Raw genomic sequence first — 13,126 nt, forward strand, 5'->3', positions numbered from 1 at the left:
CCGAGGTGCTGCGGCGTGAGCGACGAGGTCAGGCCAGCAGCTCGGCGACCTTCTCGGTCACGAGGTCGGCGACGCCTGCGACCGGCACCTGCACGGGCTCGCCGCCCTGGCGCGGGCGCACCTCGACGACGCCGTCCGCGAGCCCGCGGCCCACGACCACGACGAGCGGGGCACCCAGGAGCTCGGCATCCTTGAACTTCACGCCGGGCGAGACCTTGGGCCGGTCGTCGTACAGGACCTCGACGCCGCGCGCCGAGAGCTCGGCCGTGAGCGACGCGGCGGCCTCGAAGACCGCCTGGTCCTTGCCCGTGGCGACCACCTGGACGTGCATGGGGGCCACGTGCGCGGGCCACGCGAGGCCGGCCTCGTCGTGGTTGGCCTCGGCGAGGGCGGCGAGCGCGCGCGTCACGCCGATCCCGTACGAGCCCATGGTCACGACGACCTGCTTGCCGTTCTCGTCGAGGACCGTCAGTCCCAGCGCCTGCGCGTACTTGCGTCCGAGCGCGAAGATGTGGCCGATCTCGATGCCGCGCGCGAGCTCGAGCGGGCCCGAGCCGTCGGGTGCAGGGTCGCCCGCACGGACCTCGGCGGCCTCGATCGTGCCGTCGGCCGTGAAGTCACGCCCGGCGACCAGGTCGAACACGTGCTTGCCGTGCTCGTTGGCGCCCGTGATCCAGCGGGTGCCCTCGACGACGCGCGGGTCCAGGAGGTACCGCACGGCCGAGTGCGACGACGCGGGGGTCTTGCCCTCGGCGGGCACGGTCACCTGGGGGCCCTGCGGGCCGAGCACCTCGGGGCCGATGTAGCCCTTGACGAGCTCGGGGTGCGCGGCGAAGTCGGCGTCGCCCGCGGGCTCGACCTCGGCGGGCTCGACCGACGCCTCGAGGCGCTTGAGGTCGACCTCACGGTCGCCGGGCAGGCCCACGACGAGCACCTCGCGACGCCCGTCGGGGTGCGTGAGCGCGAGCACGACGTTCTTGAGCGTGTCGGCTGCGGTCCACTCGCGGTCGGGGCGCGGGAAGCGCTCGTTGGCGAGCGCGACGAGCGAGTCGATCGTCGGGGTGTCGGGGGTGTCCTCGACGTGCGCAGCGGGCGCGTCGTCGTAGGGCAGGGCCTCGGGCACGGGCGTGACGACGGCCTCGACGTTGGCCGCGTAGCCGCCGGGCGAGCGCACGAACGTGTCCTCACCGATCGCGGTCGGGTTGAGGAACTCCTCGCTGCGCGAGCCACCCATGGCGCCGGACGTCGCGGCCACGATCACGTACTCGAGACCCAGGCGCGTGAAGATCCGCTGGTAGGCGGCGCGCTGGTTCTGGTACGAGGCCTCGAGCCCCTCCTCGGTCACGTCGAACGAGTACGCGTCCTTCATGATGAACTCGCGGCCACGGATGAGGCCTGCGCGCGGACGCGCCTCGTCGCGGTACTTCGTCTGGATCTGGAACAGCGTGAGCGGCAGCTCCTTGTAGGACGAGTACATGTCCTTGACGAGGAGCGTGAACATCTCCTCGTGCGTGGGAGCGAGCAGGTAGTCGCCGTCCTTGCGGTCCGTGAGGCGGAACAGGTTGGCGCCGTACTCGTCCCACCGACCCGTGGCCTCGTAGGGCTCGCGCGGCAGCAGCGCAGGGAAGTGGACCTCCTGGCCGCCCGCGTCCTCCATCTCCTCGCGGACGATCGCCTCGACCTTGGCGAGCACGCGCAGGCCCAGCGGGAGCCAGGTGTAGATGCCAGGAGCGGCACGACGGATGTAGCCGGCGCGCACGAGGAGCTTGTGGCTCGCGACCTCGGCGTCGACCGGGTCCTCGCGCAGCGTCCGCAGGAACAGGGAGGTCATCTTGAGGGGCTTGACGGGGGGACCGACCACCCGGCTGGAGGCTGAAGACATGGGCCCGATCCTACCGTCGCGCGATACGGCGCCCGGCAGCGGCCCCGCAGCGGCCCCAGGTGCCCCCCTCCCGCCCGCGAGCCCTCGGCGGTGCGCGTCCGCGCGGGAGCGGGCACCATGGAAGCGTGCCCGAGCTGCCCGAGGTCGAGGCGCTCGTCCGGTTCCTCGACGAGCGCGCCACCGGTCACGTCGTCGTCGCGGCCGACCTCGCCTCGATCGTGGCCCTCAAGACGTTCTCGCCTCCCCTGTCGGCGCTGGTCGGAGGCACGGTCACGGGTGCGTCGCGGCACGGCAAGTGGCTCGACCTCGGGGTGCGTCCCGCGACCGCGGGCGCCGGGGCGGGCGGGACGGCCGGGGGCGCCGCGGGAGCCACGAGCGCAGTGCCCGACGACGAGCTCCACCTGGTCTTCCACCTCGCCCGGGCGGGCTGGTTGCGCTGGTCGGAGGACGCGCCGACCACGCCGGTGCGCCCCACCTCGAGCAGGGGCGGCGTGCGGGCGGTCCTCGCGCTGCGGATCCGGTTCGACGACGGCTCGGGGTTCGACCTGACCGAGGCGGGCACGCGCAAGCGGCTCGCGGTCCACGTGGTCCGCGATCCCACCGAGGTCCCCGCGATCGCGACCCTGGGCGTCGAGCCACTCGGCCCCGACTTCACGATCGCCGAGCTCTCACGCCTGCTCGCGGCACGCAACCAGCAGCTCAAGGGGTTGCTCCGCGACCAGCGGCTCGTCGCCGGGATCGGCAACGCGTACTCCGACGAGATCCTGCACGCCGCCAGGACGAGCCCGTTCCGTCTGACCCGCAGCCTCGAGGCCGACGACGTGGCCCACCTGCACGCCGCGATCCGGGACGTGCTCTCCGAGGCCGTCGCGACGTCGTCGGGCAGGCCGGCCGCCGAGCTCAAGGACGCCAAGCGGCGCGGGATGCGCGTCCACGGGCGCGCGGGCGAGGCCTGCCCGGTGTGCGGGGACGTCGTCCGCGAGGTCTCGTTCGCGGACCGCAGCCTGCAGTACTGCGCGACGTGCCAGACCGGCGGGCAGGTGCTCGCCGACCGGCGCATGTCGAGGCTGCTGCGCTGAGGACCGGCGGCCGCCCTCAGAAGAGGACGGTCGCGAACGTCCCGACCTGCTCGAACCCCACGCGACGGTACGTCGCGAGCGCACGCTCGTTGTACGCGTTGACGTAGAGCGAGACGACCGGCGCGATCTCCCGTCGCGTGATCTCCACGACCGCGGCCATGCCCGACTCCGACAGGCGGCGCCCGCGGAGCTGAGGATCGACCCACACGCCCTGGACCTGCGCGACCGCGGACGTGACCGCGCCGAGCTCCGCCTTGAAGGCCACGGTGCGCTCGGGCAGCGCGACCGCGGCGAGCGGGTCCCTGTCCCCGTTCGGCAGCGACGGGGCGGGCACCCCGCCCGCGAGCCGCACGAACGAGCGCCCCGAGGTGATGAGCCCGCGCACGCGCTCGGCGTACGCATTGCCGCCCGCGGCGACCGGGGAGTACCCGACCTCCTCGACGAACATGCGCACGCACGCGGGCAGGACGAGCGGGAGCTCTGCGGGCACCGACCGGCGGACCAGGGGGTCCGGCTCGACCTGGGGTGCGCGGTCGATCATGAGCGAGGGCTGGTCGTCGCGCACGTCGCGAGCCGCGGGCCAGTACTGCGCCAAGCGGTCCCACAGTCCGAGCGCGGCCGCGCGCTCGCCCACGATCGACGAGGCGCGGCGACCGAACCGGCGCGCCAGGGCCGCGAACGCGTCGAGCGCCTGCGCGTGCACGGCACCGCCCACGGGGACGACGGGCACCAGGTTGGCCCCCGCCCAGCAGATCGCGAGCAGCGGCCCCTGCGCGGGGAAGCCCCACACCTGTCCGCCGCTCTGCGACAGCCGCGGCGCCTCGACGATCCGCGAGGCGGCCAGGACCGAGCCGACCGGGTCCAGGGCGCACACCGCGAGCGCGGCCGGGACGTCCGCGTCCGTCAGGACCCGAGCGGCCTCCGGCCGGGACCACGGCCCCGGGGGGTGCCAGCGCGCCATCGCCGCAGGCTCAGCCGACGGTGACGACCGGCGGACCGGCCTGTGCGTCGTTCTCCGGCGTCATGGTCTCGGCGATCCGCATCGCTTCCTCGATGAGCGTCTCGACGATCATCGACTCCGGCACCGTCTTGACGACCTCGCCCTTGACGAAGATCTGCCCCTTGCCGTTGCCCGAGGCGACACCGAGGTCCGCCTCGCGGGCCTCGCCCGGGCCGTTCACGACGCAGCCCATGACCGCGACGCGCAGCGGGACCTCCATGCCCTCGAGTCCCGCGGTGACCTTCTCGGCGAGCGTGTAGACGTCCACCTGGGCACGACCGCACGACGGGCACGAGACGATCTCCAGCTTGCGGGGCCGCAGGTTGAGCGACTGCAGGATCTGGATGCCGACCTTGACCTCCTCGACCGGCGGGGCCGACAGCGAGACACGGATCGTGTCGCCGATGCCCTTGCTCAGCAGCGCACCGAAGGCCGTCGCCGACTTGATGGTGCCCTGGAACGCCGGACCCGCCTCGGTCACGCCGAGGTGCAGGGGCCAGTCACCGCGCTCCGAGAGCAGCTCGTAGGCCCGCACCATGACGACCGGGTCGTTGTGCTTGACCGAGATCTTGAAGTCGTGGAAGCCGTGCTCCTCGAACAGCGACGCCTCCCAGACGGCCGACTCGACGAGGGCCTCCGGGGTCGCCTTGCCGTACTTGGCGAGCAGCCGCGGGTCGAGCGACCCGGCGTTCACGCCGATACGGATCGAGGTGCCCGCGTCCGAGGCCGCGCGAGCGATCTCCTTGACCTGGTCGTCGAACTTGCGGATGTTGCCCGGGTTCACGCGCACCGCGGCACAGCCCGCGTCGATCGCCGCGAACACGTACTTGGGCTGGAAGTGGATGTCCGCGATCACGGGGATCTGGGACTTCTTCGCGATCGCGGGCAGCGCGAGCGCGTCGTCCTGGCTGGGCACCGCGACACGCACGATGTCGCAGCCGGACGCGGTCAGCTCGGCGATCTGCTGGAGGGTCGCGTTGATGTCCGTCGTCGGCGTCGTGGTCATCGACTGGACGCTCACGGGGGCGTCGCCGCCGACGTCGACCTTGCCGACCTTGATCTTGCGCGTCTTGCGGCGCGGCGCGAGGACCGGCGGAGGTGCTGCTGGCATGCCAAGGCTGATGGGTACGCTCACGGACCTAGTATCCCCCGCCCAGCACCCGCACCGTGCCCAACGGCCCACCCCGCCCCGCTCCGCACGCGACTCTTCGCGAGATCTTCACCGTGCCGGTCAGGTGATCCGGACCGGGTTGACGATGTCCGCGTAGATCAGCAGCAGCCCCATGCCGAGCAGGACGACCCACATGGCCAGCCCCAGCGGCACGAGCCTGGCCACGTCGGCGTGCGGCGGGCGCGGCAGCCCTCGGACCTTGGCGACCTGGCGCTTGGCGCCCTCGTAGAGGGCGCCCGCGATGTGCCCGCCGTCGAGCGGCGGGAGCGGGATGAGGTTGAAGGCGAACAGCGCGATGTTGAGCGAGGCCAGCAGGCTCAGCATGGTCGCGACCTGCCCCACGAGGTCCCCCTCGCCCGCGTCCAGGAGGTCGGCCGCCACGATCGTGACCCCGACCGGGCCGACGGGCGAGCTGGGGTCGCGTGCCTCGTCGCCGAACGCTGCCTGACCGATGTCGACGAGCCGTGCGGGCAGCGAGACGATGATCGCGGCCGTGCCGCTCACCTGCTGCCAGATGGCCTCCGGGACCGCCGACAACGGCTCGGAGACGCGCTCCTGGGTCGGCGCCACCCCGACGTACCCCGTGGGACGGAGCACGAGCTCGCCCGCGTCGTCGCGCACGTACTGGCCGTCGTCGCCCACGACCGGTCGCTCGACCTCCGCCGGGGTGATCTCGAGCGTGGTGCGCTCGCCGTCGCGCTCGACCACCACGGGCACTGTCTCCCCCGCAGCGCCCGTGATCTTGCCGACGAGCGAGTCCCACGACGTGACGGGCTCACCGTCGAACGAGACGATCGTGTCGCCCGGCTCCAGGCCCGCCTCGGCCGCCGGCGTGAGCGGGTCCTCGGCCGTGCACTCGTAGTCCGCGGGGGCCGAGGCGGGCGTGACGCACTGCGGCACGAGCCCGACCGTCGTGGTCGCCTGCGGCAGACCGATGCCGACCAGCACGATCGTCATGAGCACGAACGCGATCACGAGGTTCATGAAGGGCCCGCCGAACATCACGACGATCTTCTTGGGCACCGAGAGGTTGTAGAACGCGCGCGGTTCCTGGCCGGGGAGGATCTCCTCGGCGCTCATCTCGCGAGCGTCCTGGACCATGCGCCCGAAGAACCCGTCCGACTGCTTCTTGCCCGCCGGGGCCGGGGGGTACATCCCCACGAGCCGCACGTAGCCGCCCAACGGGATCGCCTTGACCCCGTACTCCGTCTCACCCTTGGTGCGAGACCACAGCGTGGGGCCGAACCCCACGAAGTAGTGGCTCACGCGCACGCCGAACTTCTTGGCCGGGACCATGTGCCCGACCTCGTGCAGCGCGATCGACACCAGGATGCCGACCAGCACGACGAGGATCGCGATCACCGCGGTCATGAGATCTCCGTTCGGGGAGGCTGTGGGGTCCGGGAGGACTCCAGGACGAGTGCGAGACGGTCGGCTGGCCTGAGCGGACCACCACGGACCGGACGGGGCGAACCTACCGCCGATCGCTGGACGATGCCTGAGACCGACCGTGCTCCCTGAGACGCGTTCCGCGTGTGCACCTCAGCGCTGCGCCAGGATCTCGTGAGCCCGGGCACGGGCCCACGTCTCCGCCGCCGTCACGTCGTCCAACGAGACCGCCGCTCGCGAGGTTCCCTGGTGCTCCCCGAGGACGCGCTCGACCGTCGCGACGATGTCCAGGAACCCGATGCGGCCCTCCAGGAACGCCGCGACGCACTCCTCGTTCGCTGCGTTGTACACCGCAGGGTGCGTCGCGGAGGCCGACGCCGCCTCGCGGGCGAGCCCCACGGCCGGGAAGAGCGCCTCGTCGAGCGGCTCGAACGTCCAGGCCGTCGCAGCCGTCCAGTCGCACCCGGCGGCCACCTCCCCCAGGCGATCCGGCCAGCTCAGCCCGAGGGCGATAGGAAGCCGCATGTCCGGGGGCGAGGCCTGCGCGATGGTCGAGCCGTCCACGAACTCGACCATCGAGTGGACGACCGACTGCGGGTGCACGACGACCGCGATCTCGTCGGTCGGCACGTCGAACAGCAGGTGGGCCTCGATGAGCTCGAGTCCCTTGTTCATGAGCGTCGCGGAGTTGATCGTCACGACCGGGCCCATGGCCCACGTCGGGTGCGCGAGCGCCTGCTGCGGTGAGACGGCCTTGACGTCGTCGCGGGCCCACCCGCGGAACGGTCCCCCGGACGCCGTCAGCACGAGCCGACGGACCTCCTCACGGCGCCCCGAGCGCAGGGCCTGCGCGATCGCCGAGTGCTCCGAGTCGACGGGGACGATCTGGTCGGGACGCTGCCTCGCGTCCTGGACGAGGACTCCACCCACGACGAGGGACTCCTTGTTGGCCAGCGCGAGCGTCGAGCCCGCACCCAGAGCAGCGAGCGTGGGACCGAGCCCCACCGACCCCGTGATGCCGTTGAGCACGACGTCCGACCCCGCCCCCGCGAGCTCGGTCGCGGCGTCCGGGCCGACCAGCACGTCGACGGGCCGATCCCCCGCACGCTGAGCCCGGGCCGCCAGGGCGGCCTCGACCTCGGCGGCTCGCGCAGGGTCGGCGACACCCACGCGCTGCACGCCGAGTGCCATCGCCTGCTGCGCGAGCAGCTCGGCGTTCGCACCTCCGGCCGAGATCGCGTCCACGCGGAAGCGGTCGGGGTGACGGGAGATCACGTCGATCGCCTGGGTGCCGATGGATCCGGTCGACCCGAGGAGGGTCACGCTGCGCAGACTCATGGGGACATCCTCCCAGGTGCGGGGACGGCCCGAGGCGCGCGACGGCGTCGGGCGGGCCTCACGCGGGCGTCACTCGACGCCGAGCAGCACCTCGATGGCCCGGGCGAAGAACGCGTCCACGGGTCCCTCGGCATAGCCGTCCTTGCCGCGACGACGAGCGAACGTCGCGCTGCGGATCTCGGCGGCCGTGATGGGCTCCTGGCGGTCGAAGTACGCCACCAGGCGGTCGCACAGGTCGTCGACGTCGTCCATGTCGTAGCCCGACTCGCCGCGGCCCGCGGGAGCGAAACGCTCGCCGTCCGGACGTCCCAGGCGGCCGTACAGGCTGCGCGCCCGCTCGGCCAGCGCGTTCATCCAGGCCTGCTGCCCGTTGACCGCGACGTACTCGGCGCGCTGACGGGCGATGAACGCGCCCTCCAGGCGGTCGAGGGCCGCGTCGACCTCGTGGGTGTCGTACCCGCCACGGACCAGGTCGAACATCGAGACCTGGATGTCCGTGCTCGTCAGGCGCTCGGGCTTCTTGCCCTCGTAGACCTGACGTGCGTGGTCGAAGAACTCGTCCACCTCTTCGGGGTCGTACCCGTTGCGCACCTTCGAGACGGTGCTGAACAACGCACTCACTCTTCCTCCTCGGCTGCCAGCTGTCCGCACGCACCATCGATGTCACTGCCGCGTGTGTCACGAATAGTGGTCGGAATCCCGTGCCCGCGCAAGCGAGCGACGAACTCGTCCTCCACGTCGCGCTCGCTCGCGGTCCAGATCGACCCCGGCGTCGGGTTGAGCGGGATGGGGTTGACGTGCACCCAGCCCGAGCCGCGGGCCGTGAGCTTCTCGCCCAGCAGGTCCGCGCGCCAGGCGTGGTCGTTCATGTCCTTGATGAGCGCGTACTCGATGCTGACGCGCCGGCCCGTGACCTCGAAGTAGTTGCGTGCCGCGTCCAGCGTCTCGTCGACCGACCACCGGGTGTTGATCGGGACGAGCTCGCTGCGCAGGTCGTCGTCCGGGGCGTGGAGCGAGAGCGCGAGCGTGACCGGGATGCCCTCGGCCGACAGCTTGTTCATCGCCGGGACCAGGCCCACGGTCGAGACGGTGATGTTGCGCGCCGACATGCCCAGGCCCTCGGGGGCCGGGGCGATGAGCTGACGGATGGTGCCCATGACGGCCTTGTAGTTGGCCATGGGCTCGCCCATGCCCATGAAGACCAGGTTGTTCAGCCGGGCCGGGCCGCCGGGGATGTCACCGTCGGCGAGCGACTTCGCGGCCGAGCGCACCTGCTCGACGATCTCCGCGGTCGACAGGTTGCGCGTCAGCCCGAGCTGGCCCGTCGCGCAGAACGGGCACGCCATGCCGCAGCCGGCCTGGCTCGAGACGCACAGCGTCGACCGGTTCGGGTACCGCATGAGGACCGACTCGACCTTCGCCGCGTCGAAGAGCTTCCAGAGCGTCTTGACGGTCGTCCCGCCGTCCGCCTGCATCACGCGCGCCGGGGTGAGCAGCTGCGGGAACAGGTTCTCGACCAGCAGGTCGCGCGAGGCCTTGGGCAGGTCCGTCATGTCCTCCGCAGCACTCGTGTAGTGCGCGTAGTAGTGCGTCGCGAGCTGCTTGGCGCGGAAGGGCTTCTCGCCCAGCTCCACGACGGCCGCCGTCCGTTCCTCGGCAGAGAGGTCGGCGAAGTGACGCGGGGGCTTCCCGCGGCGGGGTGCCGACATGACGAGCGGCAACGGCTTCGATTCGACGGACGGGCGAACAGACATGGTGGATCCAGAGGTTGGAACGGGTGGAACAGGTCAGAGCAACCACGCACCGGTACGGACCGGGGCGAGCGTGCGAGCGTGCCGGTGCGTTCTCACGCGGGCCGGCACGCACGCGGGCGATCGGGTCCTGCCGCCCCTCGCGGGGACCGTCTCAGAGCGAGACGGACAGCAGCAGGAACACGAACGGGGCAGTCAGGAGCATGGAGTCCAGGCGGTCGAGGACACCTCCGTGCCCCGGCAGGAGGGACCCCATGTCCTTCAATTCTAGGTCGCGCTTGATCATCGACTCGGCCAGGTCCCCCACGGTGGCCGTGAGGGGCACCATGACCCCCAGCGCGACACCGATCACGGGGCTCGCGCCGAGGCCGTAGACCGCTCCCACGACGCCGACGGCGGTCGCGAGCACGAACGAGCCCGCCAGACCCTCCCAGCTCTTCTTGGGACTGATCGAGCGAGCCAGCGGGTGGCGACCGAACAGCACGCCTGCCACGTACCCTCCGACGTCGTTGGCGACCGCCAGCAGGATGAACAGCAGGACCTGGATCCGTCCGTTCTCCGGGTTCGCCAGCATCATCATCACGAACCCCGCCATGAAGGGCAGGTACGCGGTCGCGAAGGTGCCGGCCGCGGCGTCCCGCACAGCCGCCGTGCCCGAGCCGTCGATCACCCGCCAGACCACGACGCCCGCCACGGTCAGCACGAACGAGACCATGAGCGCCTCGGGGCCGGCGTAGTACGACGAGATCAGGATCCCCGCCGCGCCGACCAGGAGCGGCAGGAGCGGCAGGTGGATGTCGCGACGCAGGAAGGCCTGCTTCAGCTCCCAGAGGGCGGCACCCACCGCTGCGATCGCCAGCAGGACGAACGGCTCGGGACGGAACCCCAGCGAGGCCCCCACGACGAGGAGGAGCCCGACGCCGACGGCGATCGCCTTCGGCAGGTCGCGCCCGGCCTTCGGCGTACGCCGGGGCTCGGACGCGACAGCATCACGTGTCATCGGTGCGTTCGGCGTTCTGCATCAGACCTCGAGGAGCTCGCTCTCCTTGCCGGCGAGCAGCGCGTCGATCGTGTCGACGTGGCTCTTGGTGAGAGCTTCGAGCTCCTTCTCCGCACGCGTTCCCTCGTCCTCGCCCGCGTCGCCGTCCTTCACGATGCGGTCGAGCTGCTCCTTGGCACGGCGACGGATGTTGCGTACCGAGACGCGGGCGTCCTCGGCCTTGCCCTTCGCCAGCTTCACGTAGTCGCGGCGACGCTCCTCCGTGAGGACGGGGAGCACGACACGGATGATGTTCCCGTCGTTCGACGGGTTGACGCCCAGGTCCGAGTCACGGATAGCCTTCTCGATCGCCGACAGAGCGGTCTTGTCGAAGGGCGAGATGACGATCGTCCGCGCCTCGGGCGTGTTGAACGAGGCGAGCTGCTGGAGGGGCGTGGGGGCCCCGTAGTACTCGACCGTGATCTTGTTGAACATCGCGCCACTCGCACGTCCCGTGCGGATGTTGGCGAAGTCCTCCTTGGCGACCTCGATCGCCTTGTCCATCTTCTCTTCGGCCTCGAGGAGGGTCTCGTCGATCACCAGTGCTCCTTCGTCGTGCGTTGCAGGGCTTGCCGTCCTGTGCGCCGTGGGGGCGCACCGGGACGCAGCGCGCCCCGGGTCGTGCGTCGGTCGTCCGGTCAGCTCGTGGTGACCAGTGTCCCGATATTGTCCCCCAGGAGCGCGCGGGTCACGTTGCCCGGGTCTCCCATGCCGAAGACGCGCATGGTCACGTCGTTGTCGCGGCACAGGCTCAGGGCCGTGGCGTCCATGACGGCGAGGTCACCCACGAGCGCGTCCGTGTAGGTGAGGTGGTCGAGCTTGACCGCGTCCGGGTTGGTCCGCGGGTCCGCGCTGTAGACGCCGTCGACACCGTTCTTGCCCATGAGGACCTCCTGGCAGTGCGTCTCGAGGGCGCGCTGGACCGAGACCGTGTCGGTCGAGAAGTAGGGCATGCCCGCGCCCGCCCCGAAGATGACGACGCGCCCCTTCTCCATGTGGCGGATGGCGCGCAGCGGGATGTACGGCTCGGCGACCTGACCCATCGTGATGGCGGTCTGCACGCGCGTGTCCACGCCGGCCTGCTCGAGGAAGTCCTGGAGCGCGAGGCAGTTCATGACCGTGCCCAGCATGCCCATGTAGTCGGCACGCGCTCGGTCCAGGCCGCGCTGCGAGAGCTCGGCCCCACGGAAGAAGTTGCCGCCCCCCACGACGATCGCGACCTGCACGCCCTGGCGCACGGCCTCGGCGATCTCGCCCGCGACGCGCTGGACGACGTCCGGCGCCAGGCCGATCTGTCCGCCGCCGAAGGTCTCACCGGAGAGCTTCAGCAGAACTCGTCGTACCGGGTTCGTGGTCTCGATGTTGTCGCCCATGTGCAGCGCCACCTGTTCTTCGTCGTTCCGAGCTCCCGAGGTCTGCCCCAGGACGTTCCGAGGACGGTGCTGCGCATGGTCCCCGGGGTGTTGCGTGGTGCGCCGGGACCTGGCCGGGTCCCGGTGCGCGGTAGCCCGGTCCGCGCAGTGCGCGGACCGGGCCACCGGTGGAGTGCGTCAGGCGCCGACGCGGTACCGCACGAACTCGGTGACCGTGCCACCGACCTCGGCGAGAACCTGGCCGACGGTCTTCTTGGGGTCCTTCGCGAGGGGCTGGTCGACGAGGACGACGTCCTTGAAGAAGCCGTTCAGGCGACCCTCGATGATCTTCGGCAGCGCGGCCTCGGGCTTGCCCTCGTTGCGCGAGGTCTCCTCGGCGATGCGACGCTCGTTGGCGACGACGTCCTCGGGGACGGCCTCACGCGTCAGGTACGTCGGGGACAGCGCAGCGATGTGCTGTGCGATGTCCTTGGCGACGGCCTCGCCGGCAGCGTCCGTCGCGACGACGACGCCGATCGACGGCGGCAGGTCCTTGGCGGTGCGGTGCAGGTACGCGGTCACACGCTCACCGGCGATGCGCGTGGCACGGCGCAGGACGACCTTCTCGCCGAGCGACGCGGCGGTGTTGTCGATCACGAGCTGGACGGACTCGCCGTCGGCGTCCGCGGCGAGGGCCGCGTCCGTGTCCGCAGCACCCGAGTCGGCGACGGCCTTGAGCACGCGAGCCGCGAGGTTGAGGAAGTTCTCGTTCTTCGCGACGAAGTCCGTCTCGGAGTTGAGCTCGATGAGCGTGGCGACCTGGCCACCCTCGGTCTCGGAGATGTCGACGGCCACGAGGCCCTCGGAGGTCGAACGGCCCTCGCGCTTGGCGACGCCCTTCAGACCCTTGACGCGGATGATCTCGAGCGCCTTCTCGGAGTCGCCGTCGGCCTCGTCGAGGGCCTTCTTGACGTCGAGCATGCCGGCGCCGGTGCGCTCGCGCAGTGCCTTGATGTCGGCTGCGGTGTAGTTCGCCATGGTGCAGTCCTTACCTGTCTGGGGTCCCGGGGCTCCCCGGGGAGAACGTGGAGCGGGCGGTGCGGCGGGGGGGGGGCCCCCCCCCCC

At 71.4% G+C, this 13,126-nt stretch carries 12 protein-coding genes; 1 reads left to right on the forward strand and 11 read right to left on the reverse strand.

Features of this window, described 5'->3' with window-relative positions; all coding sequences use genetic code 11:
- Positions 1-28 precede the first annotated feature (28 nt).
- On the reverse strand, positions 29-1,882 hold the full coding sequence (locus tag H9641_RS17450) for a proline--tRNA ligase (RefSeq protein WP_225220659.1): 1,854 nt from the start codon (positions 1,880-1,882) through the stop codon (positions 29-31).
- Between the two features lie 125 nt (positions 1,883-2,007).
- On the opposite strand from H9641_RS17450, the gene H9641_RS17455 reads away from it, so the two are divergent.
- The gene (locus tag H9641_RS17455) at positions 2,008-2,961 is read left to right on the forward strand and encodes an Fpg/Nei family DNA glycosylase (RefSeq protein WP_191805696.1); all 954 of its coding nucleotides are present in this window, start codon (positions 2,008-2,010) and stop codon (positions 2,959-2,961) included.
- 16 nt (positions 2,962-2,977) lie between these two features.
- Here H9641_RS17455 and H9641_RS17460 read toward each other — a convergent pair whose 3' ends face one another.
- From H9641_RS17460 to tsf, 10 genes are all read right to left on the reverse strand, one after another.
- Positions 2,978-3,922 (reverse strand): GNAT family N-acetyltransferase, encoded by a 945-nt coding sequence (locus H9641_RS17460; protein ID WP_191805697.1) that lies wholly within the window; start codon positions 3,920-3,922, stop codon positions 2,978-2,980.
- Between the two features lie 10 nt (positions 3,923-3,932).
- The gene (gene ispG, locus H9641_RS17465; RefSeq protein ID WP_191805698.1) at positions 3,933-5,072 is read right to left on the reverse strand and encodes a flavodoxin-dependent (E)-4-hydroxy-3-methylbut-2-enyl-diphosphate synthase; all 1,140 of its coding nucleotides are present in this window, start codon (positions 5,070-5,072) and stop codon (positions 3,933-3,935) included.
- 120 nt (positions 5,073-5,192) lie between these two features.
- Complete coding sequence (locus H9641_RS17470) at positions 5,193-6,503, reverse strand: M50 family metallopeptidase (RefSeq protein ID WP_191805699.1); 1,311 nt, start codon at positions 6,501-6,503, stop codon at positions 5,193-5,195.
- A 171-nt stretch (positions 6,504-6,674) separates the two neighbouring features.
- Complete coding sequence (gene dxr, locus H9641_RS17475; RefSeq protein WP_191805700.1) at positions 6,675-7,859, reverse strand: 1-deoxy-D-xylulose-5-phosphate reductoisomerase; 1,185 nt, start codon at positions 7,857-7,859, stop codon at positions 6,675-6,677.
- A gap of 69 nt (positions 7,860-7,928) precedes the next feature.
- Positions 7,929-8,480 carry a DivIVA domain-containing protein gene (locus H9641_RS17480; protein ID WP_056648692.1) on the reverse strand — a complete coding sequence of 184 codons (552 nt, stop codon included), beginning with the start codon at positions 8,478-8,480 and terminating at the stop codon, positions 7,929-7,931.
- Positions 8,477-9,568 (reverse strand): 23S rRNA (adenine(2503)-C(2))-methyltransferase RlmN, encoded by a 1,092-nt coding sequence (gene rlmN / locus H9641_RS17485; RefSeq protein ID WP_225220660.1) that lies wholly within the window; start codon positions 9,566-9,568, stop codon positions 8,477-8,479. Before rlmN ends, H9641_RS17480 begins: the two co-directional genes overlap by 4 nt.
- 196 nt (positions 9,569-9,764) lie before the next feature.
- Complete coding sequence (locus tag H9641_RS17490) at positions 9,765-10,610, reverse strand: phosphatidate cytidylyltransferase (protein ID WP_191805701.1); 846 nt, start codon at positions 10,608-10,610, stop codon at positions 9,765-9,767.
- 21 nt (positions 10,611-10,631) lie between these two features.
- The gene (frr, locus tag H9641_RS17495) at positions 10,632-11,189 is read right to left on the reverse strand and encodes a ribosome recycling factor (protein ID WP_191805702.1); all 558 of its coding nucleotides are present in this window, start codon (positions 11,187-11,189) and stop codon (positions 10,632-10,634) included.
- 98 nt (positions 11,190-11,287) lie between these two features.
- Entirely contained in the window at positions 11,288-12,022 is a 735-nt protein-coding gene (gene pyrH, locus H9641_RS17500) for a UMP kinase (RefSeq protein ID WP_191805742.1), read from the reverse strand.
- A gap of 177 nt (positions 12,023-12,199) precedes the next feature.
- The gene (tsf, locus tag H9641_RS17505; protein WP_191805703.1) at positions 12,200-13,039 is read right to left on the reverse strand and encodes a translation elongation factor Ts; all 840 of its coding nucleotides are present in this window, start codon (positions 13,037-13,039) and stop codon (positions 12,200-12,202) included.
- Positions 13,040-13,126: the final 87 nt, after the last annotated feature.

Origin of the sequence: Oerskovia merdavium (genome assembly GCF_014836755.1) — a bacterium.
Lineage (GTDB): Bacteria > Actinomycetota > Actinomycetes > Actinomycetales > Cellulomonadaceae > Oerskovia > Oerskovia merdavium.

Bases quoted from the DNA above. Each gene is read 5' to 3' on its own strand.
- H9641_RS17450 (WP_225220659.1), bottom strand. From the start codon at position 1,882: ATGTCTTCAGCCTCCAGCCGGGTGGTCGGTCCCCCCGTCAAGCCCCTC.
- H9641_RS17460 (WP_191805697.1), bottom strand. From the start codon at position 3,922: ATGGCGCGCTGGCACCCCCCGGGGCCGTGGTCCCGGCCGGAGGCCGCT.
- ispG (WP_191805698.1), bottom strand. From the start codon at position 5,072: ATGCCAGCAGCACCTCCGCCGGTCCTCGCGCCGCGCCGCAAGACGCGC.
- H9641_RS17470 (WP_191805699.1), bottom strand. From the start codon at position 6,503: ATGACCGCGGTGATCGCGATCCTCGTCGTGCTGGTCGGCATCCTGGTG.
- dxr (WP_191805700.1), bottom strand. From the start codon at position 7,859: ATGAGTCTGCGCAGCGTGACCCTCCTCGGGTCGACCGGATCCATCGGC.
- rlmN (WP_225220660.1), bottom strand. From the start codon at position 9,568: ATGTCGGCACCCCGCCGCGGGAAGCCCCCGCGTCACTTCGCCGACCTC.
- H9641_RS17490 (WP_191805701.1), bottom strand. From the start codon at position 10,610: ATGACACGTGATGCTGTCGCGTCCGAGCCCCGGCGTACGCCGAAGGCC.
- pyrH (WP_191805742.1), bottom strand. From the start codon at position 12,022: ATGGGCGACAACATCGAGACCACGAACCCGGTACGACGAGTTCTGCTG.
- tsf (WP_191805703.1), bottom strand. From the start codon at position 13,039: ATGGCGAACTACACCGCAGCCGACATCAAGGCACTGCGCGAGCGCACC.